At 60.1% G+C, this 23,092-nt stretch carries 25 protein-coding genes and 1 pseudogene; 2 read left to right on the top strand and 24 right to left on the bottom strand.

What is annotated here, in order from left to right; translation table 11 throughout:
* Window positions 1–3: 3 nt before the first annotated feature.
* The 8 genes and pseudogenes from cysA to ABLV30_RS23710 all read right to left on the bottom strand — a co-directional run bounded on the left by cysA (window position 4) and on the right by ABLV30_RS23710 (window position 6,531).
* Window positions 4–1,098, bottom strand: coding sequence for a sulfate/thiosulfate ABC transporter ATP-binding protein CysA (gene cysA / locus ABLV30_RS23675; RefSeq protein WP_004853015.1), 1,095 nt, complete (start codon window positions 1,096–1,098; stop codon window positions 4–6).
* Window positions 1,088–1,963, bottom strand: a complete 876-nt coding sequence (cysW, locus tag ABLV30_RS23680; protein ID WP_004853017.1) for a sulfate/thiosulfate ABC transporter permease CysW — start codon at window positions 1,961–1,963, stop codon at window positions 1,088–1,090. The genes cysA and cysW overlap by 11 nt, the downstream gene beginning before the upstream one ends.
* Window positions 1,963–2,796, bottom strand: coding sequence for a sulfate/thiosulfate ABC transporter permease CysT (cysT, locus tag ABLV30_RS23685; RefSeq protein ID WP_004123378.1), 834 nt, complete (start codon window positions 2,794–2,796; stop codon window positions 1,963–1,965). The genes cysW and cysT overlap by 1 nt, the downstream gene beginning before the upstream one ends.
* Window positions 2,796–3,812 (bottom strand): thiosulfate/sulfate ABC transporter substrate-binding protein CysP, encoded by a 1,017-nt coding sequence (cysP, locus tag ABLV30_RS23690; RefSeq protein WP_049069738.1) that lies wholly within the window; start codon window positions 3,810–3,812, stop codon window positions 2,796–2,798. Before cysP ends, cysT begins: the two co-directional genes overlap by 1 nt.
* Before the next feature lie 226 nt (window positions 3,813–4,038).
* Window positions 4,039–4,938 carry a Dyp-type peroxidase gene (locus tag ABLV30_RS23695; RefSeq protein WP_009654897.1) on the bottom strand — a complete coding sequence of 300 codons (900 nt, stop codon included), beginning with the start codon at window positions 4,936–4,938 and terminating at the stop codon, window positions 4,039–4,041.
* 93 nt (window positions 4,939–5,031) lie between these two features.
* Complete coding sequence (locus ABLV30_RS23700) at window positions 5,032–5,607, bottom strand: RpoE-regulated lipoprotein (protein WP_116280135.1); 576 nt, start codon at window positions 5,605–5,607, stop codon at window positions 5,032–5,034.
* A gap of 63 nt (window positions 5,608–5,670) precedes the next feature.
* A pseudogene (locus ABLV30_RS23705) lies at window positions 5,671–6,119 on the bottom strand (DUF2919 domain-containing protein).
* Entirely contained in the window at window positions 6,106–6,531 is a 426-nt protein-coding gene (locus ABLV30_RS23710) for a GNAT family acetyltransferase (protein ID WP_004853033.1), read from the bottom strand. The pseudogene ABLV30_RS23705 and the gene ABLV30_RS23710 overlap by 14 nt, the downstream one beginning before the upstream one ends.
* Window positions 6,532–6,742: 211 nt before the next feature.
* Between ABLV30_RS23710 and amiA the strand changes: the two genes are divergently transcribed.
* Together amiA and hemF are read left to right on the top strand one after the other, a co-directional pair.
* A complete protein-coding gene (gene amiA / locus ABLV30_RS23715; RefSeq protein WP_004870750.1) occupies window positions 6,743–7,618 on the top strand; it encodes an N-acetylmuramoyl-L-alanine amidase AmiA in 876 nt (291 codons plus the stop codon).
* Complete coding sequence (gene hemF, locus ABLV30_RS23720) at window positions 7,618–8,517, top strand: oxygen-dependent coproporphyrinogen oxidase (RefSeq protein ID WP_265801321.1); 900 nt, start codon at window positions 7,618–7,620, stop codon at window positions 8,515–8,517. Before amiA ends, hemF begins: the two co-directional genes overlap by 1 nt.
* A gap of 58 nt (window positions 8,518–8,575) precedes the next feature.
* Here the strand turns inward: hemF and eutR are convergent, their stop codons facing one another.
* The 16 genes from eutR to eutP form a co-directional block, all read right to left on the bottom strand.
* Window positions 8,576–9,628 (bottom strand): HTH-type transcriptional regulator EutR, encoded by a 1,053-nt coding sequence (gene eutR / locus ABLV30_RS23725; RefSeq protein ID WP_025106630.1) that lies wholly within the window; start codon window positions 9,626–9,628, stop codon window positions 8,576–8,578.
* A 48-nt stretch (window positions 9,629–9,676) separates the two neighbouring features.
* Window positions 9,677–10,159, bottom strand: coding sequence for an ethanolamine utilization microcompartment protein EutK (gene eutK / locus ABLV30_RS23730; protein ID WP_014230327.1), 483 nt, complete (start codon window positions 10,157–10,159; stop codon window positions 9,677–9,679).
* 10 nt (window positions 10,160–10,169) lie between these two features.
* On the bottom strand, window positions 10,170–10,829 hold the full coding sequence (gene eutL, locus ABLV30_RS23735) for an ethanolamine utilization microcompartment protein EutL (protein ID WP_004853042.1): 660 nt from the start codon (window positions 10,827–10,829) through the stop codon (window positions 10,170–10,172).
* A 9-nt stretch (window positions 10,830–10,838) separates the two neighbouring features.
* Window positions 10,839–11,732, bottom strand: coding sequence for an ethanolamine ammonia-lyase subunit EutC (gene eutC / locus ABLV30_RS23740; protein ID WP_032693169.1), 894 nt, complete (start codon window positions 11,730–11,732; stop codon window positions 10,839–10,841).
* A gap of 20 nt (window positions 11,733–11,752) precedes the next feature.
* Window positions 11,753–13,114 (bottom strand): ethanolamine ammonia-lyase subunit alpha, encoded by a 1,362-nt coding sequence (eutB, locus tag ABLV30_RS23745; RefSeq protein WP_004104373.1) that lies wholly within the window; start codon window positions 13,112–13,114, stop codon window positions 11,753–11,755.
* Between the two features lie 11 nt (window positions 13,115–13,125).
* On the bottom strand, window positions 13,126–14,529 hold the full coding sequence (gene eutA, locus ABLV30_RS23750; RefSeq protein WP_025106628.1) for an ethanolamine ammonia-lyase reactivating factor EutA: 1,404 nt from the start codon (window positions 14,527–14,529) through the stop codon (window positions 13,126–13,128).
* Window positions 14,526–15,758, bottom strand: a complete 1,233-nt coding sequence (gene eutH, locus ABLV30_RS23755) for an ethanolamine utilization protein EutH (protein WP_004853049.1) — start codon at window positions 15,756–15,758, stop codon at window positions 14,526–14,528. Before eutH ends, eutA begins: the two co-directional genes overlap by 4 nt.
* 194 nt (window positions 15,759–15,952) lie before the next feature.
* Window positions 15,953–17,140 carry an ethanolamine utilization ethanol dehydrogenase EutG gene (gene eutG / locus ABLV30_RS23760; RefSeq protein WP_064374451.1) on the bottom strand — a complete coding sequence of 396 codons (1,188 nt, stop codon included), beginning with the start codon at window positions 17,138–17,140 and terminating at the stop codon, window positions 15,953–15,955.
* Complete coding sequence (gene eutJ, locus ABLV30_RS23765) at window positions 17,130–17,969, bottom strand: ethanolamine utilization protein EutJ (RefSeq protein ID WP_014839174.1); 840 nt, start codon at window positions 17,967–17,969, stop codon at window positions 17,130–17,132. Before eutJ ends, eutG begins: the two co-directional genes overlap by 11 nt.
* A 10-nt stretch (window positions 17,970–17,979) precedes the next feature.
* Entirely contained in the window at window positions 17,980–19,383 is a 1,404-nt protein-coding gene (locus tag ABLV30_RS23770; protein WP_025106624.1) for an aldehyde dehydrogenase family protein, read from the bottom strand.
* An 11-nt stretch (window positions 19,384–19,394) separates the two neighbouring features.
* Window positions 19,395–19,682 (bottom strand): ethanolamine utilization microcompartment protein EutN, encoded by a 288-nt coding sequence (eutN, locus tag ABLV30_RS23775; RefSeq protein ID WP_004853058.1) that lies wholly within the window; start codon window positions 19,680–19,682, stop codon window positions 19,395–19,397.
* Window positions 19,683–19,796: 114 nt separating this feature from the next.
* Entirely contained in the window at window positions 19,797–20,087 is a 291-nt protein-coding gene (gene eutM, locus ABLV30_RS23780) for an ethanolamine utilization microcompartment protein EutM (RefSeq protein WP_000387720.1), read from the bottom strand.
* A gap of 41 nt (window positions 20,088–20,128) precedes the next feature.
* Window positions 20,129–21,145 (bottom strand): phosphate acetyltransferase, encoded by a 1,017-nt coding sequence (gene pta, locus ABLV30_RS23785; protein ID WP_032750862.1) that lies wholly within the window; start codon window positions 21,143–21,145, stop codon window positions 20,129–20,131.
* Window positions 21,142–21,945 (bottom strand): ethanolamine utilization cob(I)yrinic acid a,c-diamide adenosyltransferase EutT, encoded by an 804-nt coding sequence (gene eutT, locus ABLV30_RS23790; RefSeq protein ID WP_014839175.1) that lies wholly within the window; start codon window positions 21,943–21,945, stop codon window positions 21,142–21,144. Before eutT ends, pta begins: the two co-directional genes overlap by 4 nt.
* Window positions 21,942–22,634 (bottom strand): ethanolamine utilization acetate kinase EutQ, encoded by a 693-nt coding sequence (gene eutQ / locus ABLV30_RS23795; protein WP_109241387.1) that lies wholly within the window; start codon window positions 22,632–22,634, stop codon window positions 21,942–21,944. The genes eutT and eutQ overlap by 4 nt, the downstream gene beginning before the upstream one ends.
* The gene (gene eutP / locus ABLV30_RS23800) at window positions 22,612–23,091 is read right to left on the bottom strand and encodes an ethanolamine utilization acetate kinase EutP (RefSeq protein WP_009654912.1); all 480 of its coding nucleotides are present in this window, start codon (window positions 23,089–23,091) and stop codon (window positions 22,612–22,614) included. The genes eutQ and eutP overlap by 23 nt, the downstream gene beginning before the upstream one ends.
* Window position 23,092: the final 1 nt, after the last annotated feature.

Below are 23,092 nucleotides of genomic sequence, written 5' to 3' on the forward strand. Positions count from 1 at the left end.
CTATCAGGCTGACTCAGCCAGAGCAATATCCTCGCGCGTCTCAATGCGTTCCTTCCCGTGATAAATACGGGCATGCTGCAGACCGACAAACAGGCGCTCTCCCCGGTGCGGCGGGACGTCGTCGCGCATGACCACGGTCAGCGGCTCGGTATACCAGCCCAGCGGTTGTACCACCAATTGCGTGTAGTGACCTTTAGGGCTAGCTTCCAGCACCTGCACCGGCAGCGGTGAATCGAGGCTGGTTCGGCGGCTCACGTCAACTTCCCACGGACGCAGGAACAGATCGACCGGCCCCTGATGCGCGGAGGTATAGCCCAGCGGCCAGCGGTGCGCGCCCACGTGGAATTGTCCGCCGCGAATGGTGCCCTGCAGACGGTTCACCTCGCCCATAAATTCCAGCACAAAGCGGGTCGCCGGTTCGCGCCAGAGCTGCTCCGGCTCGTCAACCTGCTCAATGTTGCCCTGGCTCATCACTACCACGCGGTCGGCAACTTCCATCGCCTCTTCCTGATCGTGGGTGACGAAGACGCTGGTGAACTTCAGCTCTTCATGCAGCTGACGCAGCCAGCGACGCAGCTCTTTACGCACCTGGGCGTCCAGCGCGCCGAAGGGTTCATCCAGCAGCAGTATCTGCGGTTCAACGGCTAACGCACGCGCCAGCGCCACGCGCTGCTTCTGCCCGCCGGAGAGCTGCGCCGGAAAGCGATCCGCCAGATGCGCAAGCTGTACCATCTCCAGCAGTTTGGTCACTTTCGCTTTGATGGCCGCCGCATTCGGGCGCTCGCGGCGCGGCAGTACGGTCAGGCCAAACGCAATATTGTCGAACACGGTCATATGGCGGAACAGCGCGTAATGCTGGAATACAAAGCCCACCTTGCGATCGCGGGCATGCAGACGGCTCACGTCGGTGCCGTGAAAGCGGATGTGCCCGCTGGTCTGATGCTCAAGCCCGGCGATAATACGCAGCAGCGTGGTTTTACCGGAGCCAGACGGCCCGAGCAGCGCCACCATTTGTCCGGAAGGGATATCCAGCGAGATATCATTCAGCACCTGGGTGCGACCAAAAGACTTCTTAATATTGGCAATCTCAATGCTCATGATTTCCCTCCTGATGCTGACGTTTTTCCTGATTTTCTAAACGCCACTGCACCACACTCTTCAAAAACAGGGTCAAAATAGCCATCAGCGTCAGCAACGCGGCGGCAGTAAACGAACCGATGGTGTTGTAGTCCTGCTGCAGCAGCTCAATCTGTAACGGCAGCGACAGGGTTTCACCGCGAATAGAGCCGGAGACGACGGAAACGGCACCAAACTCGCCAATCGCGCGGGCGTTGGTCAGCACCACGCCGTAAAGCAGCGCCCAGCGGATATTCGGCAGCGTCACGCGGCGGAACATCTGCCAGCCTGACGCGCCCAGCAGCACCGCCGCTTCGTCTTCGTTGCTCCCCTGGCTTAACATCACCGGCACCAGCTCGCGCACCACAAACGGGCAGGTCACAAAGACCGTCACCAGCACCATGCCCGGCCAGGCGAACATGATCTGCAGGTTGTGCTCATCCAGCCAGCCGCCCAGCGGCCCGTTGGAGCCGTAAAAGAGCAGATACACCAGGCCCGCTACCACCGGCGACACGGCAAAAGGAATATCCAGCAGGGTCAGCAGCAGCTGACGTCCCGGGAAGTTAAAGCGCGTCACCAGCCACGCCAGCAGCGTGCCGAACACCAGGTTCACCGGCACGGTGATCAATGCAATCAGCACGGTCAGCCAGATGGCGTGCAGCATATCCGGGTTCGCCAGGTTTTCCAGCGCGGGCATCAGCCCCTTGCTGAAGGCCTGAACGAAGATATACACCGTCGGCACGACGAGAATAAACGCGGAAACCAGCACGCCCGCACCGATCAGAAACCATTTACCCCAGTTGATGCGGGGCGCATCGTATCGCTTCAATTGCGTAACTTCCGCCATCAGTGACCTACCACACGTCGACCAAAGCGACTTTGCAGAGTGTTAATCGAGTACAGCAGCAGCAGCGAGGCCGCGAGGATCACCGAAGCAATCGCGCTCGCCGCCGGGTAATCAAACTCCTGCAAACGAATAAAAATCATCAGCGAGGTCACTTCCGTTTTCCACGCAATGTTGCCGGCGATAAAAATCACCGCGCCGAACTCACCGAGGCTGCGGGTAAACGACAGCGCAACGCCCGCCATCAGCGCCGGGGAGAGCTCCGGCAGCACCACCTTGCGAAAGCTCTGCCAGCGCGTGGCGCCCAGGGTTTCCGCCGCTTCTTCATATTCCGGGCCCAACTCTTCCAGCACCGGCTGCACGGTACGCACCACAAACGGGATGCTGGTAAAGGCCATGGCCACCGCGATACCGAGCCAGGTATAGGTGACTTTAATATCAAATTTCGCCAGCCACTCGCCGTACAACCCGTTCACGGAGAAGAGCGAGGCGAGGGTTAAGCCGGCAACGGCCGTCGGCAGCGCAAACGGCAAATCCATCAGCGCATCAAGCAGCGTGCGGCCCGGGAAGCGGTAGCGGGTTAAGATCCACGCCATCAGAAGGCCGAACACGCCGTTAAAAATGGAGGCGACAAACGCCGACAGCAGCGTCACTTTATAGGCCGCCACCACCTGCGGGTTGGTCACCACGTCCCAGTACTGCGCCCAGCTCATCTGGGCAAGCTGCATCACCAGCGCGCTGAGCGGCAACAACAGGATAAGGCAGACGAACAGCAGGCTGGTCCCGAGGCTTAAGGTAAAGCCCGGCAGCACGCGTTTAGTCGATACTGCAAACATTACTTACGCCCCGCCGCCAGCAGTTTGTCCAGCTCACCGCCGCTGGCAAAATGGGTTTTCATCACATCAGGCCAGGAGCCAAATTTATCTTCCACGCGGAACAGTTCGGTCTGCGGGAATTTATCTTGCAGTTTGTTCATCACGTCCGGGTTATTCACGCGGTAGTAGTAATCGGTAATGATGGTCTGCGCCTGTGGGCTGTACAGGTAGTTGAGATAGGCTTTTGCCGCTTTCTCGGTACCGTTGGCCTGGACGTTTTTATCCACCCACGCCACCGGGAACTCGGCCAGGATGTTGGTTTTCGGGATAACCACCTCAAAGCCCTGCGCTTCATACTGTTTGCGGATGTTGTTCACTTCCGATTCGAAGCTGATCAGCACATCGCCCAGACCGCGCTCGGCGAAGGTCGTGGTAGCCCCGCGACCGCCGGTATCAAACACTTCGACGTTTTTCAGGAACTGGGTCATGAACTGCTCGGTTTTCGCTTTATCGCCGCCGTCAGCCTTGTCCGCCGCGCCCCACGCCGCTAAATAAGTGTAACGCGCGTTGCCGGAGGTTTTTGGGTTCGGGAAAATCAGCTTCACGTCGGAACGCACTAAGTCATTCCAGTCGTGGATATTCTTCGGGTTACCTTTACGCACCAGGAAGCCCATGGTGGAGTAAAACGGCGAGCTGTTATTCGGCAGACGGCTTTGCCAGTCGGCGGGGATCAGCTTGCCTTTGTCGTGCAGAATCTGGACATCGGTCACCTGATTGTAGGTCACCACGTCAGCCTTCAGCCCTTGCAGAATCGCCAGCGCCTGTTTTGATGACCCGGCATGAGATTGTTTTATCGTCAGCTTATCGCCGCCGTTATCTTTCGCCCACTGCTGTTCGAACTGCGGGTTAAGGGCGGCAAACAGCTCGCGGGAAACATCGTAGGAACTGTTCAGCAATTCCGTCGCCTGCGCCTGCGCGACCAGCAGCACAGAAGCAGCCAGCGCCAGATATCCTTTTTTTAGTGATTTAACGGCCATTGCGCACCCTTATCAATATGATGATTTTCTGCTGATCATCATATTTATAACGGCTATGAAAGGAGTAACGGTTTTATATACCGTTTGGCGATTTGGAAGTCGAAAAGAGAATAAGGGAATGGCAAAGCTTATCTGAATCACGCATGCAGAACCGGAACACGTTCGACGCCTGCCGGCCGCGCCGAACGGTCCCCTCTCCCTGCGGGGAGAGGGTCAGGAGAAGATCTTACAGCGCCAGCAGTCTATCCAGCGAAGGCGCGAAGTAGTATCCGCCGGTCACCGGTTTGGTAAAACGCAGCATCGCGTCGCGCTTACCGTCGGTATCGCCGAACATGCTCAGCAGCTGCTGTTCAATATTGTGCAGACGCGCGCAGTAGGCGCAAAAGTAGAGGCCGTGGGTGCCGCTGGCGGTACCGTACGGCAGGCTCTGACGCACAATCTTCAGCCCTTTACCTTCTTCTTTCAGATCCACGCGGCTCAGGTGAGAGGTATCCGGACGATCGTCGCCGTCAATCTCTTCGTTGGCTTCTTTGGTACGGCCGATCATCATCTCCTGATCGGGAACGCTCATGCGATTAAGCTGCTTGAGGTTGTGCTCCCAGCGCTGCACAAATACGTAGCTGCCGCCCGCATCGACGCCATCCTGAATCACCGCCACTTCACGGCGGGTCTCTTCCCCCGCCGGGTTTTCAGTACCGTCGACAAAGCCGCTCAGATCGCGCTCTTCAATCCAGCGAAAGCCGTGAATCTCTTCTTTAACATCAATCGCTGCGCCAAAAGCGGACAGGGCCGCCTGAGCGACAGAAAAATTCAGCTCATGCTGCGCGGACAGAATGTGGATTAGCACATCATACTGGGTAGCCGGGGCCAGACCTTTGCCATAGGACGGGAAGTCTTTTAGCTCTTCAGCCCCGACGCCACCGCTTAGCTGACGCCAGACGTTATGGCCAAAAGCGACCACCGCCCCCAGCTTCGCTTCCGGGTATTTCGCCTGAAAGGTGGCTAACTTATCGGCAAACACCTTGCTGGCTTCGCGCAGGGCGTCAACATCGCCTTTGACATTTGCTTCAATCCAAATCGCCGCACGGCAATGTTCCGGCAAAATGCCGCTCTGAACCTGAGACATCGCTCCTCCTGAAATAGTACAACCACAACGCTGTGGCTTTTTAAGGCGCTATTGTACCCGCTTTTTCAGGACCTCGAATCACTTCAGATCAAATTAGCGACGCCAGATAATCTTGCTCACCTTCCAGTTTTTCAGCGTGTCGTCGGAGGGCATTAGCTCTTCAGGGCCGCTCCAGCTGCCGGTGAAGGCATAGCTAATATGCTGGCTACCCTCGGCCTTGCACTCCACCACGGCACCGTTATCGTTGCTGCCTTTCTGGCAGTTACCAAACGCTTTGCTGTAGATATCGCTGAACGGGGTACCGATTTTCACGCCGCTGGCGGCTTTGATATTGCTATCGCGCACGTCTATGCGGCTAATAGTCCCGCTCTCGCCGTTGATGGTCAGCGCGACCTTGTCATCTTTTAACGCTTCGAAATAGCGCACAATATTGCCGTTAGCCGTTTTCATGCCGCTGCGCAGGCGGTAGCTGCTGCCGAGCGCGTCGCCGATCGCCTGCTCGCTCAGCGCCGTTGACGCCGTCAGGTTGCCTACGCCCTGTTCGCTCACCTCCAAAGAGGAACCAAACCAGTTCCACGGATAAGCCGCCGACCAGTTCACCGAGCTCATCGTTGAGCAGCCGGTTAAAGCCAGCGGTAGTGCGCAGAGAAGTAAACGTAGCGATTTCATGACTGAGTGTCCTTTCTGATGTATTCAACGCAAGTTGGAGTGCGCGATCGGCAAAAAGTGCCGTTAAACCTGTTCTTCGCGAAAACAGGCTTTCAGCCGACGGCTGCTTAACAGCCACCAGAGCGCGTAAAGATCCGCCGCCAGCAGGCCGATGGTCACCGCCGAAGGCGACTCGCCGCTCATCCACAACAGCGGTTGCCAGACCAACAGCAAGAGCTGGGAAAGCACCAGCAGCCAGCGCATCATGGGCCAGAGCCGGGGGAAGCGCTGACGATGCCCGCTAATGATAAACGCCAGCACCGCCGGAATGCCGGGGAGCAATCCCAGCCAAAATTATCGTGGTCCGGATAAAACAGATTCAGCAGCGCGTCGCCCTGCTGGCGTGACGCGCCGGCCATCAGAAATAGCACCCACGTCCGCGCCTGAAGCAGCAGCACGCACCAAAAGAGAAACGGCAAACGCAGGCGGCCGTGGGTATCGAAATCGGCGGGGATAAACTCAGTATTCTTCATCTTCAATTAAGCGCTTGCCGAGGCACAGCACGTCTGAATGCTCATAGCCAAGGCGTTCGTACATCCCCTGCACCACATCATTATCTTCGCGAACCATAATATTTATTTTCGGACAGCCGCGGGCGATCAGCTTTTTCTCCAGCCGATTAAGTAGCGCATTAGCAATACCGCGACCGCGATATTCAGGATGCACGCCAAGATAATAGGCAGACCCGCGATGCCCGTCATAACCGCCCATCACCGTGCCAACCACTTCACCGTTAACTTCGGCGACCAGAAACAGGCTGGCATCGTGGTTCAGCTTACGTTCAATATCCATTTCCGGATCGTTCCATGGGCGAAGGAGATCGCAACGCTCCCACAGGGTGATGACCTCTTCGAAATCTTGCTGGCGAAAAACGCGTATCTCCATGGTATTCCCCACCATTGACGGTTAAAAACAGAGATTATGGCGTGATTGTGCCCGATAGCCAATATCAGGCGCAATGAGCCGCAAAAAATGGCATACTATGACTTTGTCATGTATTGAAATGAAAAGTAAAACAATTCTTATTTTGAATGGTCGTATCAGAAAAGACGATACGATATAACATTGGTTACCACTTGTTTGCAATTCAGGCCGAATGAGCACTTTTAAACCATTAAAAATACTTGCTTCGCGCCGCCAGGTGCTGAAAGCCGGGCTGGCAGCAATCACGCTTTCAGGGATCGCCTCACAGGCCAGCGCGAAAGAACAACAGCCATTGAAAACATCCAATGGGCACAGCAAACCCGCAGCGAAGAAAAAAGGCGCCAAACGCGTCGTGATGCTCGACCCGGGCCATGGCGGTATTGATACCGGCGCTATCGGCCATAACGGTTCAAAAGAGAAGCACGTCGTGCTGGCGATCGCTAAAAACGTGCGCAGCATTCTGCGCAGCAACGGCATCGATGCGCGCCTGACGCGCAGCGGCGATACATTTATTCCGCTCTATGACCGGGTGGAGATCGCCCACCAGCACGGCGCCGATCTTTTTATGTCAATTCACGCCGATGGTTTCACCAACCCGAGCGCGGCCGGCGCCTCCGTTTTCGCCCTTTCCAACCGCGGCGCCAGTAGCGCCATGGCAAAGTATCTCTCGGACCGTGAAAACCGAGCGGATGAAGTGGCCGGCAAGAAAACGACGGATAAAGACCACCTATTGCAGCAAGTGCTGTTCGACCTGGTACAAACTGATACCATCAAAAACAGCCTGACGCTCGGTTCGCATATCCTGAAAAAGATCAAGCCGGTGCATAAGCTGCACAGCCGCAATACCGAGCAGGCGGCGTTTGTGGTGCTGAAATCACCGTCGATTCCGTCGGTGCTGGTAGAAACCTCGTTTATTACCAATCCGAACGAAGAAAAACTGCTCGGCACCACCGCGTTCCGGCAGAAAATCGCCACAGCGATTGCCAACGGCATCATCAGCTATTTCCACTGGTTCGATAACCAGAAAGCCCACTCGAAGAGACGTTAATGAGACCCGATGCGCACCAGGTAAAAGCTTTCCTTCTCCAGCTCCAGGATGCTATCTGCCAAAAGCTCAGCGCCGTTGACGGCAGCGAATTCATCGAAGATAGCTGGCTGCGGGAAGGCGGCGGCGGCGGACGCAGCCGGGTGCTGCGCGATGGCGGTATCTTTGAGCAGGCTGGCGTTAACTTTTCGCACGTGCACGGCGAGGCGATGCCGGCCTCCGCAACCGCGCACCGCCCTGAGCTGGCGGGCCGCAGCTTTGAAGCGATGGGCGTCTCGCTGGTCGTGCACCCGCGCAGTCCCTATATCCCCACCAGCCACGCCAACGTGCGCTTCTTTATCGCGGAAAAACCGGGCGCCGAGCCGGTATGGTGGTTCGGCGGCGGCTTCGATTTAACCCCCTACTACGGCTTTGAAGAAGATGCCGTTCACTGGCATCGCACCGCTCTCGACCTGTGCCAGCCCTTCGGCGAAGAGGTTTATCCGCGCTATAAAAAGTGGTGCGACGACTACTTCTTCCTCAAGCATCGTAACGAGCAGCGCGGCATCGGCGGCCTGTTTTTTGATGATTTGAATACCCCGAACTTTGACCATTGTTTCGACTTTATGCAGGCGGTGGGCAATGGCTTCACCGATGCGTATCTGCCCATTGTCGAGCGGCGTAAAGAGAGGGTCTGGGGCGAGCGCGAACGCGCTTTTCAGCTCTACCGCCGCGGGCGCTACGTGGAGTTCAACCTGGTGTGGGATCGCGGTACCCTGTTCGGCCTGCAAACCGGCGGCCGCACCGAATCCATTCTGATGTCGATGCCGCCGCTGGTGCGCTGGGAATACGACTACCAGCCGGAAGCGGGCAGCCCGGAAGCGGCGTTAGGCGAATTTATTCAGGTGCGCGACTGGCTGTAAATGCGCGCCTCCTCAGACTGGATTAGACGCAAAGCGCCGCCATCCGGCGCTCCACTCATTACGCCCACTGCCGCATCCGCTGATGCAGCGTCAGCGACGGTTTCTCGGCGAACAGCTGCTGATAATCGGTAGCGAACTGGCCCAGGTGCCAGAATCCCCACTGCATCGCCGCATCCTTAACCGTCGTGCTCTGCGACCACGGGCTAATCAGCTCCCGGCGCACCGCGTTTAAACGAATGCGCTTCAGCCAGGCGTTCGGCCCGATCCCCAGAATGGCGTGAAAGGCGTTTTGCAGCGTACGGCGGCTGACGTGCAGCTGCTGACATAAATCGAGAACCGTCAGCGGCTCCGACATATTCTCCAGCACGTACTCCCGCGCCCGGGAAAGCAGACGCCGATAGCTCTGGTGGCTAATGCTCTCGGCGGTAATCATCGGCTGCGCCTCCTCCAGCATCGCCCCCATCGCCAGCAGGAGATTATCGCCCAACACCTTACGCACCGCGGGCTGATGAAGGTTCTCCGGATTCTCGCTAAACGTCGCCAGCGCCTGCTGCACAAAGCCCCACAGCGCCGCCTTGTGCTCCTCTTTGACCTCCAGCGCCGACTGGTTACGCAGCATATGCAGCACCCGCTCCGGGTGATGCAGGAAGCTGGCCTGGCGGGAAATGACATCCTCCGAGATCACTACGCCCAGAATGGTGTAATCATCCGGCGTGCTGAGCTCAAACTCGGTGCCGCCGGGTCGGGTGGCGATTTCGGCGCTGCCGAGGCACTGTGAGCCAATAAACCCCTGCTCGCCGCGGGTTGCCGGAATACCGAACCAGAAGGAGTTCGGCCACACCAGGCAGGACTGACGCAGCGCCAGGCCGGTATATTCGCGAAAGACCTGAATATCATCGAGCAGGATTTCGGTAAATTCACCGTGAAATTTCCCCGGATGCAGCTGATCGTAAATCTGCTGCCAGGCGGTAATCGTCAGGGCATGTTCATAGACATCGGTGGTCCGCCGCTGATGGACGTTGTCCACCTCGACCATCGGCGTCAGTTTAACGTCTTCGGGTAATGCTTCATGATAAAGATGGTGCAGGTTGGCCGGTTTTTTCTTTTTCATGATCTGATAAACCGGGAGCGCTTTCGCGTTCCCGGCACCTCCGACTGGTTAATTTTTTAAGCGATAGCGACTACTGCGTTTACGCAACGCTCCGGTAGAAAAGAGCTGCTCCAGCGCCTTCCTGGCCTCTTCAAGCGACCAGCCGAAATGGGCGGCCACCTCCCCTGCCGTCATTCCCTGACGCGTCGAAGAGAGCAGCGTCAGCAAGGGTTCTGAGGATTCCACGACCACCGGCGGCTCCGGCGTTTGCGGCAGCCGTTGAAAACCGGCGATCAGCCGCTGGGTATCCTCTTCCGGGCGTCCAATCTCCCGACGGCTGATAACGCGCCCCGTACGCTGCGCCGCAGCGCTGCCGGCATCCAGCGCCGCCCGGCACGCCGCCAGGTCGCCTTCCACCACCAGCGTCAGCCTGCCGGGGTCAAGAACCTCATGGCTGAGCAGCCGCACGTTGGCCGCCTTCAGCATCGCATCCGCCGCGTCAACGGCGGCCACCATGCCGTCCACTTCCAGTAATCCCAGGGCGTTGATCATCGCTTCCCCCTTACGCGCGCTGGATTGGATGACGGGCAATATCCAGAACGGCATCGGTAAAGGCGTTACAGGCGGCTTTACATGCGGCCTGGCTTCCCGTCAAAAAGGCGGCGGAATAGTTGGTTTCCGACGGCGGCGGCACGTAGGTCACCAGCTGCACGTCGGCCGATTTCATTGCCGCATCGATACCGAAGGTCGCCTCCAGCGGCGGCGCCACCAGATAAGCGATCGGATCGCCCAGCGCAATGCCGGAGGTAGACGAGAGATAAGAGCCGGTACGCGACACCACGTGCGCCAGAAACGCCGTATCTTCGGCATCGTTGGCCCACTGGAACGCGGCCCCAGTTTCGATATGCGCCACCATCGCATCCAGACCGGCGCGCACTTCCGCCGGGTTCGGGCCGCCCAGCATAATCAGCACTTCACCTGCGGTTGGCGAAGGGCCGTGGGCCGCGCCGGCGTAAAGAGAACGACCGTAGACCACTTCCACCATCGCCTGTTTTGTCGCTTCGTCAGCGGCAATATAAGTCACATCATCCGAATCCGCCGTGATGAGTCCGAGGCTACGTATATGTGGCGGTAATTTAAGCTCGCGGGCAAAGCCGTCATTCACTGAGGCAATCACGCGCATGGCCGTCACCGAAGGGCGAATTAAATCTAATGCAGGCATGATGCCTCCTTACCGAGTCATGTTGATGCCGGAAGCCTTCTGCTCCAGCATGCGTTTGGCCAAATCGACAATCACCGCCGCGGCTTCTACCGGGGGCGTGCCGCCCTGGTGAATATTGGAAATACAGGTCCTGTCCGCTTCGACGGTGGTCGCCACGCGCGGCGAATACACGGCGTAACAGGAGAGGCTTTCCGACTGCCCCAGCCCCGGACGTTCGCCTACCAGCAGGATGACCACCTTCGCGCCGAGAATTTCGCCAATCTGATCTTCAATTTTGACTCGCCCGTAGCGGACGAAGAACGGCGTACCGACCTTCAGTCCGGCCTGCTTCAGGCCCGACAGCAGCGGCGGCAGGATCTCTTCATAGTTGACGGTAATCGCGTCGGTAGAGAGGCCATCGGATACCACCACCTGAACGTCAGGATTCGCCACGCACTGCGCCTTCAGCGCGTCAATCGCCTCCGGACTCAGCCGACGGCCCATATCCGGGCGCGTCAGGTAGAGGTTTTTGTCGCTAATTTCGGAGCGCACCTCCAGCAATCCCTGGGTTTTCACCCACTCCTCCGGTACCTCTTTCAGCACCGTATCCTTGGAGCGCGAGTGGTCGGCGAGGAAGCGCAGCAGCGCGAGGGTACGCGGACGCGGACCGGCGCGGCCGGTACACACGCGCGCTGCGGTGCTGCGCTTCAGTTCGGCCAGCACTTCCGCGCGATGCGGCTGCTGCACGCCAATCCAGCCTTTCGCCTCTGGCGAACCTAAATCCAGCGCGCAGCTCTCCGCCGCGACCTCGCACCGGCTGGCGCACTTCGTCACCGTCGCCTCAGGCGCTGCTGCTGCCGTCTGCGGTTGTCCCATTGACGCCATCACGCTACGTACAATTTCTTCAATCTGCTTTTGATCCATCATGTGTCATCCCCGCGTCATCAAAAGAACAGTGACGGATCGCCCGCCCGTTGGGTCAGACGACCGTTTGCCATAATGCCCATGGTTTCCAGCCAGCGTTCGAACTCCGGCGACGGCCGTAGATTCAGCAGCTGACGGACGGTAGCGGTATCGTGAAACGCGGTGGTCTGATAGTTGAGCATGATGTCGTCGCCGAGCGGCATGCCCATGATGTAGTTGCAGCCGGCGGTGGCGAGCAGAATCATCAGGTTTTCATTGAGGTTCTGGTCGGCGTCGGCATGGTTGGTGTAGCAGCAGTCGCAGCCCATCGAGATGCCGCTCAGCTTGCCCATAAAGTGATCTTCGAGACCGGCGCGAATAATCTGCCGATCGTTATAGAGGTACTCCGGCCCGATAAAGCCCACCACGGTATTGACGAGGAACGGATCGTAGTGCCGCGCCAGGCCATAGTTGCGCGCCTCCATCGTCACCTGGTCGGCGCCGAAGTTCGCGCCGGCCGACAGCGCCGAGCCCTGCCCGGTTTCAAAGTACAGGCAGTTCTCCCCGGCGATACGGTTAAACTCGGCGCCGACCGCCCGCGCTTCATCGAGCATCGCCAGCTCCACGCCGAACTCTTTTAGCCCCTTTTCGCTGCCGCAGATGCTCTGGAAAATAAGCCCCCCCGGGGCGCCGCGACGGATCGCTTCAATCTGGGTGGTGACGTGCGCCAGCACGCAGCCCTGGGTCGGGATATTAAACTTGTCGATAACGCCGTAGACGGTATCGAGGACGCGGGTCAGGTTCTCCACGTCATCGGTTACCGGGTTAACGCCGATCACCGCATCGCCCGCGCCGAACGAGAGCCCTTCGTAGATTTGCGCGGCAATGCTCTGCACGTCATCGCGGGTATCGTTCGGCTGCAGGCGGCAGCTAAAGGTGCCCGGCAGGCCGATGGTGGTGTTGGCTTTTTTAATCACCGGCATTTTCTTCGCGCCGTAGATCAGGTCGGCGTTGGAGCAGACCTTCGCCACCGCCGCCACCACTTCTGAGGTCAGCCCTTTGCGCACAAACGCGATGTCATCGCTGGTGACCTCATCGTTAAGCACGTATTCGCGCAGGTCGCTGATAGTCCAGTTTTTAATCCGCTGATAGGCGGTTTCGTTGACGTCATCCTGAATCAGGCGCGTCACGCAGTCCTCTTCATAAGGAATCACCGGATTGTTACGAATATCGGCGACCGTCATATCGGAGAGCACCTGCTTCGCCGCCACGCGCTGCTGCGAACTTTCCGCCGCCACCCCCGCCAGCACATCCCCCGAACGCAGTTCGTTGGCTTTAGCCAGCACCTCTTTTACATCCTTAAACTGATAAACATTGCCGAACAATGTGGTCTTTAGTTTCATAAGTCGTTCCCTCAGGAAGGAAATGCGAGTGATTTCACCGTCACCGGCACAACCGATCCGCCAAAAAGAGGCGTACCAATGTCGATATAGTCCCCCGCCCGTACGCTCACCTCATCGATGACCGCCAGCGGGAGTTGTTGCAGCTGCGGGCGCAGCAGCATGCCCAGCGCTTTGCCAAAGTCCTGCTCGGCCACCACCAGCAGGGGATGCGGGTTGGGAAAGCGCGCGACAAAAGCCAGCAGCGCGTCAATCACCACCAGCAGGGCGGCGTAGCGCACCGGCAACGAAGCAGGAAGCGCCAGCACGTAAGCATCCGATCCCGGATCCAGATCGAGCTGCATCAGCGCCTGCTGCCAGGCGCTCAGCAGATCGGCTTCATCAAGCGGGATCGCCACCGGCAGATTGCGCAGCGGGAGCTGAACCCCCTCCAGCCAGATGGTGCTGCCGGAAAGCGAGAGCGTGTGCGCGCCGGCGCCAATCACCGTGGCGCGTACGGTTTGCGCCGGGAACTGCACGTTCATCTCCCGCAGCCGCGGATGCTCATGCAGCGCCGTGGCCAACAGTGGCCCAATATCAGAAAAACAGAACGGATCCGCGGGCTGGTTGCGGTAGCACTCGCCCACTCCGCCGGAAAGGGTTATCACCTCGGGTACCGCGCCTGCGGGCAGCAGGCCGGTTTGCATCAGCCGTTGCGCCAGCGGAGAGAGCGTGCCGTCGATAACTTCGACGATCAGCTCCGCCATCCGCCGCGCTACCTGCGCTAACTGCGAAGCACTCAACGCGCGCGCATCGGCGCCTGCGCCAAAAACCTCATCGACGATCATTTGTCCCGGCTGATGCGCATAAACCACCCGCCCCTGGCCGTCGGTCTCCAGCAGGCGCCCGCCAACGTTCAGGCAGGCGGTGGCGCTGATTTTTCCCGCTTCAAACAGCGCGTAGTTTGAAGTACCACCGCCGATATCAATGTTCAGCACCCGGCACATCCGCTGTTCAGAAAGGGTTTGCGCCCCGGCGCCGTGACCGGCAATCACCGATTCCAGATGCGGCCCGGCGCTGGCCACCACAAAGTCGCCGAGCGACTGCGAGAGCGCCATCACCGCCGGTCGGGCGTTACGGGTTTTCGCGCTTTCGCCGGTGATAATGATCGCCCCGGAGTCCACCGATTCGGGGGCAACCCCGGCGGCCTGGTACTGCGCCAGAATCAGCGCCTTGAGTTCGGCCTCCTTCAGACCGCCCTGTTTATCAACCGGTGTAAAGAAGACCGGGCTTTGCCAGCTAATTTCGCGTTTGATGAATTCGTAGCGCGGCACCTGCGACACCGCCGCACGGTTAACCAGCTCAAGGCGGGAGAAGATCACCTGAGTGGTGGTGGTGCCGATATCGATACCGACGCTCAGCAGCTGGCGAGTTTTCACGATTGCGCCTCCGCTTCGGTTTTCGCCGCCGCCGGTGCGTTTTCATCTTTCGGCACCAGCAGCATCGCTACGCCAATGGCGGTGACGCCGCCGATCAGCTTGCCGACGATCATCGGGAAGATCATGGCGTTCATGTTGGCGGCGGCGAAGCCTAAGTGGTCGCCCAGCGCGAAAGCGGCGGAGACGGAGAACGCGCAGTTGATGACTTTGCCGCGGGTATCCATCTGCTTCATCATGCCGAACATCGGGATGTTGTTGGCCAGCGTCGCTACCATCCCGCCGGCAGCCATATTGTTGATTTTCAGCAGATTACCGACGCGCATCAGCGGCTTTTCAAACCAGCGGGTCAGCAGCAGCACCATCGGATAAGCGCCGAGCAGCACGCAAGAGATCGAGCCAATGACTTCAATGGCGCGCATCACCTCGCCGGGCTGGTCGCCGGGAGCCATAAAGATCGGGTCGAGCCCCGGGATCAGATCCCAGCCGAGCAGGAACTTGATGACCGCCGCGGCCAGGCCGATGGTGATCAGCGCCACCAGAAATTTGGCGAAGATCTGGAAGCCGTTGATCATTTTTTCCGGAATAAACTTCAGCCCCAGCGCCACCAGCACCGCGACGATAAGCACCGGGATCATATTCATCAGGATCAGCGCGAAGGTGAACTCCACCGGCTGTCCGTTAATCTCCACGCCGGAGTACATGGCCACCAGGCCGCCGGCGATGCAGCCGATCGGAATCGTGACGATCCCGGCCAGCACGCCCAGCGCCAGGTAGCGGCGGTCGGAGGGCTCGATGATGCCGAGCGCGACCGGAATGGAGAACACCAGCGTCGGCCCCATCATCGCCCCGAGGATCAGGCCGGAATAGAGCCACGCCGCCACGTCGCCGCCCGCCAGCTCTTTGGCGAGGAAGAAGCCGCCCATATCGCAGGCCAGCAGCGTTCCGGCGAACATCGACGGGTTGGCGCCGAGCATTTCATACAGCGGAATTATCACCGGCCCGAGCAGGTGCGCCAGTACCGGCGCCAGCGCGGTCATCCCGACCATCGCCAGGCCCAGCGCGCCCATCGCCATAAACCCCTCTTCGAACTGGCCGCCGGATCCTTCGATGCTTTTGCCAAACTTGCCGAGAAAGCGCGCCGAGCCGCCAAACTGCGACAGGATCCTGTCCACGGCGGCAATCAGCATAAAGAACATCATGATGTACATGATGATTTCGTTAATTCCCATAGCCTTTACTCCCTGTCATTTATGATTTGTAGATACTGTGAACGCCGGGGCATTAACCGCGCTCCGGGGGCTTTCCCGGGTCGCGGCGTGAACGCCTTACCCGGGCTACGGAATAGCAGACGGCTGCGATCCTGTAGCCCGGCTAAGCGCAGCGCGAGCCGGGACAGCCACACGCCTCCGGGAAAATGGCCGCATCAGCGCGCCGCCGCGTACAGATCGATAATCTGCTCCCGGGTGGCGGTGCGTGGATTGGTGCGCAGACAAATGTCCTCCTGCGCCGCCTGCGCCCATGCGCTGAAATGTTCGGGCTTCGCCCCGGCGTCAGAGAGTCGTTTGCTCAGGCCGATTTCGGCGATCAGCGCCTCTACGGCGGCGATTGCCTCGTGGTCGTCGGTTTTTTTAGCGGTCAGCGCCCGGCCGATCTGGCTGAAACGCTCGCGGCATACCATGCGGTTAAACCGCATTACCGTCGGCAGCAGCATGGCGTTGGCCTGCCCGTGTGGAATATGCAGCGCCGCGCCGGGCTGATGCGCCATCGCATGACACAAACCCAGACCCGCGCTGGAAAAGGCCATTCCCGCCATACACGAAGCCAGCAGCATGCTTTCGCGGGCGGCGAGGTCGTGGCCGTAGCCCACGGCCTTCGGCAGCGCCTGGCCGATCATCGCTATCGCGCCAAGCGCCAGGCTATCGGTGAAGGGCGTCGCGTTGAGCGCGCTGTACGCCTCAACGGCGTGGGTCAGCGCGTCAATCCCGGTCATCGCCGTCACCGGCGGCGGAACGCCTTCGGTCAGGGCGGCGTCGAGAATCGCCACGTCCGGCATGAGCGAGGCGTGCGCCAGCACCTGCTTGCGCCCGCTGACCGCATCGATAATCACCGTCACGTTGGTGGTTTCCGAGCCGGTTCCGGCGGTGGTCGGCACCGCAATGAGCGGCAGACGCGGGCGCAGTACGCTGCTTTCCGTCATCGCGCTGAGCGTCTGCTCCGGGTTGGTGACCAACAGCGCGACCGCTTTCGCCGCGTCAAGCACCGAACCGCCGCCAAAGGCCACCACGCCGTCGCACTTCGATTCGCGCAGCTGCGCCACCGCCGCGCAGACGTCGGTAATGCACGGCTCTCCCGGCGGACAGGGCCAGACGGTCATCGCCACCCCCTTCATCGCCAGGCTGCGCGCAAGCCCGGCGGTCATTCCCGCCTGATGCAGGAAACTGTCGACCATCACCAGCAGATGGCTTACGCCTCGCGCTTGCGCTTCCTGACCGCAGGCGCCCAGCGCGCCGAGGCCGCACAGCGTCACCGGCGGCACGCTGAAGGTTTTCACCCGCTGCAGATTCAGGGTATCGAATGCCTGAAAGAGCGCCGTCTGCAGTTCAGCTTGCATAGATTCCCTCCGCTTTCTCTCTCCCGCTGCTGGCTATCGCCAGCGGGGTCATAAACAGGCTGTGCTGCGGTAAATGCACCCGTAATTCCGGGAAGCGCTTGCGAAACAGCGCGTCCACGCCCGGCTGCATACAGGAGCCGCCCGCCAGCCATAAATCAGCAATGCCCTGGCCTTCGATATGGTGAGCAACAATCTCGGCCATCTTTTCGTATACCGGCTTCACCACCGGCCAGATCTCCTGGACGTTGCTGCGCTTGTACTGCTCCGCCTCTTCCAGCGGCATGCGGCGGTTACCGGCAAGGGTCAGGGAGATATGGTGACCGCCGGTCGCTTCATCGGCGGAGTACGTCACCTCGCCCCTTTTGACGATAGCGATCCCGGTGGTGCCGCCGCCGATATCCACCACGCCCGCGTTGTCGAGCTGTAGCAGATCCGCCACCGCGGTCGGTTCATCCAGCACGTGGCTAACTTCCAGCCCGGCAGATTCGAGTACGTTGATCGAAATACGCGGGTCGGTGCCCGGCGGAAACGAGGTCGCCGCGTGGCTGAAGCGACAGCCAAGCTGCTGTTCGAGCGTATCGAGATGGCGGCGCACGATGGTGACGGCGCCGAAGAAATCCCAGACGATGCCGTCACGCACGACGTCAGCCCAGTCCAGACACACCGCCACCGGCTGCCCTTCGCTGTCGACAACCATCGACACCACGTCGCAGGTGCCTAAATCCACGCCCAGCCACAGCGGTGATTCACTGGCGGCAGGCGTCTGATTACACAGGGCGGCCGCTTTTTGCAGTCTGGGGGTGAGCCAACGTTGTTCGTCGTGTGCCATGAGTCATCCCTTATACAATTCGGAAGGCATCCACCAGCACGCAGCGCCGCAGGCGAACGAAGGTGCGCGCACTGGTCACCCCCTCCCCGGTTGGCGTGGTGATGGTCATGGTGGTCCAGCCCTCTCCGCCCAGCCCGAGCCCGGCGATGCACGGCCCGTTTTTAACGAAAATGCTGGTATCAATGGCGTTCGCCATCTGATTCATGTTGTCGATATTGCGCGAGTGCATCGCCGCCGTGTGGTGGCAGCCGCCCTCCAGCTGCACCGCCAGCGCGATAGCGTCATCGACGCTGGCCACCCGTACGACAGGGAGCACCGGCATCATCAGTTCCGTCACGGCAAATGGATGGCTGGCCGGGGTTTCCACGAACAGCAGGCGCGTCTGCGGCGGCACGTTCAGGCCGATGGCGGCGGCAATCTTGCTCGCGTCACGTCCCACCCAGTCACGGCTGACCGTACCTTTGCCGCGCTCATCGATATTCTTCAGCAGCACCGGCTGAAGCTGCTCGGCCTGGGCCGCGCTGAGCTTCACCGCCTGCTGGCCTTCCATCAGGCGCATCAGCTCGTCGGCGACGCTATCGACCACAATCAGCACCTTTTCGTCGGCGCAGATGATGTTGTTATCAAACGAGGCGCCTTTGACGATGGACTGTGCGGCGCGCGCCAGGTCGGCCGTTTCGTCGACCACTACCGGCGGGTTACCGGCGCCGGCGGCAATCAGACGTTTATTGGTATGCTTGCGCGCGGACTCCACCACCGCTTCACCGCCGGTGACCACCAGCAGGCCAATACCGGGGTACTTAAACAGCCGCTGGGCCGTTTCGATGTCCGGGTTCGCCACGGTGACCAGCAGATTGGCCGGACCGCCCGCGGCAATCACCGCCTGGTTGAGCAGCATAATCGCCCGCTGGGAAACCCTTTTCGCCGCCGGATGCGGGGCGAACACCACGCTATTGCCCGCGGCAATCAGGCTGATGGCGTTATTAATTACCGTCGCCGCCGGGTTGGTGGAGGGGGTGACCGAGGCCACCACGCCCCAGGGCGCGTTTTCAATCAGCGTCAGGCCGTTATCGCCGGTGAGCACCTGCGGAGAGAGGCACTCCACGCCCGGCGTGCCGCGCGCCTGGGCCACGTTTTTGGCAAATTTATCTTCAACGCGACCCATGCCGGTTTCGCTGACGGCAAGCTCCGCTAATTCTCTGGCGTGTTTTTCGCCCGCCTCACGGATGGCGTGAATCGCCAGCTGACGCATCGCCACGCTTTTCAGCCCCTGCTGGGCCACCTTTGCCGCCGCGACGGCGTCATCCAGGGAGGCAAAGACGCCCATCTCATGAACGGCGTCGTCCGGCTGGCTGCTGGCCGTCATTTTCAGCAGTACCGCTTTCACCACCTGTTCAATATCCTGTTGATTCATGATGTTCAGTCCTATTTATGGAAAATCACCTGACCGCCGGCCACCGCTTCATCGACGATACCGATGACGCACAAATCCACAGGAGACGCCTCGCTGCGGTGTGCCTGTCGCGCCGAGCTTCCGCTCACCAGCAGCACCCATTCGCCGGGCCCCGCGCCGATGCTGTCGATGGCGACGGCGCACTGCCCGTCGGGCTTGCCCGCGGCATCAATCATCTCCACCATTAGCAGCTTGTCGTGCGCCAGCCCCTGATGGCGGACGGTGCAGACAATCTGTCCCGTGACGACTGCCAGTTTCATACCGCCTCCCTGAATTGCGTGGTAAGTCGTGGGCCGGATAAGCGCAGCGCCATCAGGCAATGGCGCGCGTTAATGCCGGAAGGCAACGCTGGCGCGTCTTATCCGGCCCGACCATCAGATATTGCTGTCGCCTTTGAAACTGATGGGGAATACCTCCTCCAGATCGCCGTGCGGACGCGGAATCACGTGCACCGAGACCAGCTCGCCGATGCGCTGCGCCGCAGCGGCGCCGGCATCGGTAGCGGCTTTGCAGGCCGCCACGTCGCCGCGCACCATCGCGGTCACCAGACCGCCGCCAATCTGCTTCACGCCAACCAGCTTCACGCGCGCGGCTTTCACCATCGCATCAGAGGCCTCAATCAGCGCAACCAGGCCCCGGGTTTCAATCATTCCTAATGCTTCCATTGTGTTTTCCTCTTACTTAAGGGGGTCCAGAACGGGACCGTTCATTCAACCTGCGTGGGTAAGCGGCACTCGCCGCTTACGTCACTCCGGCGCGGCACGGCTGCCACTAACGCCAGTTCGATAATTTCCTGCACGCTACAGCCTCGGGAGAGGTCGTGGAGCGGTGCGGCCAGCCCCTGAATCAGCGGCCCGACCGCACGATAGCCGCCCAGGCGCTGGGCGATTTTGTAGCCGATGTTGCCGGCTTCCAGCGACGGAAAAACCATCACGTTGGCCCGCCCCTGCAGCGGACTGGCGGGCGCTTTTTGCGCGGCGACCTCCGGCACGAAGGCGGCGTCAAACTGCAGTTCGCCATCCACCATCAGCTGCGGAGCGCGCTGACGCACGATCTCTGTGGCCTGCTGTACGTTGGCGACGTTGGGATGACGGGCGCTGCCGCTGCTGGAAAACGACAGCATCGCCACCCGCGGCTCCTCGCCGGTAATGGCCTGCCATGTCTCCGCGCTGGCAATGGCGATATCCGCCAGCTGCGCCGCCGTCGGCTGCGGCACCACGCTGCAGTCGGCAAATCCCAGCGCCGGTCCGACGTACTGCGGCAGCATCAGAAAGATCGACGACAGCGTTTTGCAGCCAGGCTGAAGGCCAATAATGCGTAATCCGGCGCGCAGCACGTTCGCCGTCGAGGAGAGATTGCCGGCAATACACACGTCGGCCTTCCCGGCGCTGACCATGGCGGCGGCGAACATCAGCGGGTCGTTGAGTTTTTCCTCCGCGTCCGGCGGCGTTTTTTCTCCGGCGCGGGCAAGCCAGCGCCGGGCAAACGCTTCACGCATTTGCCGGTTGCTGTGCGGGTCGACGATCTGCATACCGTCCATCGGCAGGCGGTGGCTGAGGGCGAACTGGCGCAGGGCAAAAGGGCTGGCGATCAAAATCGGCTTTGCCAGCCCCTGCTGCTGGAGGTAGTGCGCCGCTTTGAGGACGCGGATATCCAGCGCGTCCGCAAACACCACCCGGGCGGGCGAACGCAAAGCCAGTTGACGGGCGCGTTGAATAATCATTGCTCCCCTCCCAGACGCTGTTGGATCTGACTAACGGTTAGCGGATGTTTCGCCACGCTTAAAATCATCATCACGTAGACGGTGCTGGAGAGGCGGTTGAGCGCCTGCAGAATGTCCGGACGTAAGACCTCAAAACTGCGGGTAATAAAGACCTGCGCGGCGACCGTTTCCGTTTCGCGTATTTTGCTTCGCAGCAGATTGAGCAGCGCGGCATCGCGGCCGTGGCCGGCTTCCGGCACCAGATGATCGTGGTCGAGATAGCGCAGCGGCTGGTGGGAAAGGCGATGCAGTTCATCCTCGTTCAGCCCGACGATAGACTGCGCCGCCAGCGGTTCACCCACGGCGTCGGCGCGCATAATATTGCCCAGGCGCGAGCGGATATCCGCCAGCCAGGGCTGCCAGGGCTCCGCCAGTTCGATTTGCAGCCATACCGCCAGGGCGATGGTGGCGTCGAGGGCGGCGCGAAAGCCCAGCCGCGGATCGCTTTTGGCGACCATTTTTTCCGCCGTCAGATGGGTCAGGGTGTCCGGTTTTTTGTCTACCGGCTGGCGGCACAGTTCGCAGCAGGCCTGCGGATGCGTACCGCTGCTGGTTAAACCGTGTACCGGCTGCGGCTGCTGCGCGTCGTCATCGACAAACAGGCTGCCCTGCTCGTCGAGAAACTTAATGCGCAGACGGCGGCTTTCCAGCAGCTCCCGGGCCGAAGGCGTCAGACGGGCGTCGGCGGGCAGATGAATTTCTGCCCCTTCGCTGAGCGTATGGTTCGCTCTGAGCCAGGCTTCGGTAATAAAATCTTTCATAGCGATTGCCAGTTCGCAGGCCAGGCGACGTACAGGAAGCGCACGGTCGACGGCGTGCCGAATTCAATGCTGGAGCCTTTCGGGATAAACATCACGTCCCCGGCTTTGGCCACCATGGTTTCGCCTTCATGGCGCACGTGGAGTTCGCCCTCCAGCACCATGTCGACCTCGTCATAGTTCAGCGTCCAGGGGAAGAAGGCGTTTTCCCACTGCATAAACCCGGCGGCCATACTGCTGCCGTCCTGCTCGGTGACCAAATCCGTTAAGCCGACGCGGTGCGGTTCGGCGCCGTCGAAGCGGCCGAATTTCACGCTGCTGCCGTCAATGACCTTTACGCCGCCTTTACCGGTGACCGCCTTAAAGCTGGGCTGCATCGCGTCCATCCCCAGCGACTGCTTCTCCTTCATCACTTTTTCCATCAGCTGCGCCACCAGGCTTTCGGTAAACTGCCCTTCCGGCAGCTGCGCGATAATGGTTTCGCGAATGCGCTGGCTTTCGGTTTTTTCCTCTGCCGCCGGGACTGCCGGCTCTGGCGCGGATTCATCGCACTCCTGGATGGCGACGCCCAGCAGCTCCGCAACTTCGCGGGCTTCCGGGGTGATGATGCTGGCGCGCAGCACAACCGATATTTCCTCTTCGCCTCGCGCGTGGACCGCACGAATATCGTTAGCTGTGATAAGTTTCTTCACCTGCCCCTTCCTCCTTTTGGCTGAGCTCACTCAGGTAATTCACCAGATGCTCTACGCTTTGCGGGTCGTGAGCGTTGAGTTCGAAAATCGGCTCCTGAAACCCCATCCCGTACAGCAGTTGCCGCACCGCGGCGACGTCGGCGTCCGGCATATCCGTTTTGCTGATCGCGGCGATATGTCGTTTATTCGCGCCAATATCCAGTAGCCCGGCGGGTAAGCGACTTTCGGTATCATTTGCCGCGTGGACATAAATCAGCGTATCGACATCCTGCAGCGTGGTAATTAATGCGTGGTACCAGCGCGGATGGCTGAAATATTCCCCCGGGGTGTCAATATCGCCTTTCTCGTTAAATTCCACGGCCTGCGTTTTTCTCGCGAGGGAATAATTTCCCTGTAACGCATTAAATAGCGTTGTTTTTCCCGCGCCCACCGTACCGACAAATGCAATACGTTTCATT

It is taken from the genome of Klebsiella sp. CN_Kp113 (genome assembly GCF_040064585.1).
GTDB classification, from domain to species: domain Bacteria; phylum Pseudomonadota; class Gammaproteobacteria; order Enterobacterales; family Enterobacteriaceae; genus Klebsiella; species Klebsiella michiganensis.

What these genes read in the sequence shown, in the direction of transcription:
- ABLV30_RS23695 (WP_009654897.1), bottom strand. Translation starts at nt 4,938, where the DNA reads ATGTCTCAGGTTCAGAGCGGCATTTTGCCGGAACATTGCCGTGCGGCG.
- cysP (WP_049069738.1), bottom strand. Translation starts at nt 3,812, where the DNA reads ATGGCCGTTAAATCACTAAAAAAAGGATATCTGGCGCTGGCTGCTTCT.
- ABLV30_RS23700 (WP_116280135.1), bottom strand. Translation starts at nt 5,607, where the DNA reads ATGAAATCGCTACGTTTACTTCTCTGCGCACTACCGCTGGCTTTAACC.
- eutL (WP_004853042.1), bottom strand. Translation starts at nt 10,829, where the DNA reads ATGCCTGCATTAGATTTAATTCGCCCTTCGGTGACGGCCATGCGCGTG.
- ABLV30_RS23710 (WP_004853033.1), bottom strand. Translation starts at nt 6,531, where the DNA reads ATGGAGATACGCGTTTTTCGCCAGCAAGATTTCGAAGAGGTCATCACC.
- cysA (WP_004853015.1), bottom strand. Translation starts at nt 1,098, where the DNA reads ATGAGCATTGAGATTGCCAATATTAAGAAGTCTTTTGGTCGCACCCAG.
- eutP (WP_009654912.1), bottom strand. Translation starts at nt 23,091, where the DNA reads ATGAAACGTATTGCATTTGTCGGTACGGTGGGCGCGGGAAAAACAACG.
- eutM (WP_000387720.1), bottom strand. Translation starts at nt 20,087, where the DNA reads ATGGAAGCATTAGGAATGATTGAAACCCGGGGCCTGGTTGCGCTGATT.
- pta (WP_032750862.1), bottom strand. Translation starts at nt 21,145, where the DNA reads ATGATTATTCAACGCGCCCGTCAACTGGCTTTGCGTTCGCCCGCCCGG.
- amiA (WP_004870750.1), top strand. Translation starts at nt 6,743, where the DNA reads ATGAGCACTTTTAAACCATTAAAAATACTTGCTTCGCGCCGCCAGGTG.
- eutC (WP_032693169.1), bottom strand. Translation starts at nt 11,732, where the DNA reads ATGGATCAAAAGCAGATTGAAGAAATTGTACGTAGCGTGATGGCGTCA.
- eutN (WP_004853058.1), bottom strand. Translation starts at nt 19,682, where the DNA reads ATGAAACTGGCAGTCGTCACGGGACAGATTGTCTGCACCGTCCGCCAT.
- eutH (WP_004853049.1), bottom strand. Translation starts at nt 15,758, where the DNA reads ATGGGAATTAACGAAATCATCATGTACATCATGATGTTCTTTATGCTG.
- hemF (WP_265801321.1), top strand. Translation starts at nt 7,618, where the DNA reads ATGAGACCCGATGCGCACCAGGTAAAAGCTTTCCTTCTCCAGCTCCAG.
- eutT (WP_014839175.1), bottom strand. Translation starts at nt 21,945, where the DNA reads ATGAAAGATTTTATTACCGAAGCCTGGCTCAGAGCGAACCATACGCTC.
- eutG (WP_064374451.1), bottom strand. Translation starts at nt 17,140, where the DNA reads ATGCAAGCTGAACTGCAGACGGCGCTCTTTCAGGCATTCGATACCCTG.
- eutR (WP_025106630.1), bottom strand. Translation starts at nt 9,628, where the DNA reads ATGAAAAAGAAAAAACCGGCCAACCTGCACCATCTTTATCATGAAGCA.
- cysW (WP_004853017.1), bottom strand. Translation starts at nt 1,963, where the DNA reads ATGGCGGAAGTTACGCAATTGAAGCGATACGATGCGCCCCGCATCAAC.
- ABLV30_RS23770 (WP_025106624.1), bottom strand. Translation starts at nt 19,383, where the DNA reads ATGAATCAACAGGATATTGAACAGGTGGTGAAAGCGGTACTGCTGAAA.
- eutB (WP_004104373.1), bottom strand. Translation starts at nt 13,114, where the DNA reads ATGAAACTAAAGACCACATTGTTCGGCAATGTTTATCAGTTTAAGGAT.
- cysT (WP_004123378.1), bottom strand. Translation starts at nt 2,796, where the DNA reads ATGTTTGCAGTATCGACTAAACGCGTGCTGCCGGGCTTTACCTTAAGC.
- eutK (WP_014230327.1), bottom strand. Translation starts at nt 10,159, where the DNA reads ATGATCAACGCCCTGGGATTACTGGAAGTGGACGGCATGGTGGCCGCC.
- eutJ (WP_014839174.1), bottom strand. Translation starts at nt 17,969, where the DNA reads ATGGCACACGACGAACAACGTTGGCTCACCCCCAGACTGCAAAAAGCG.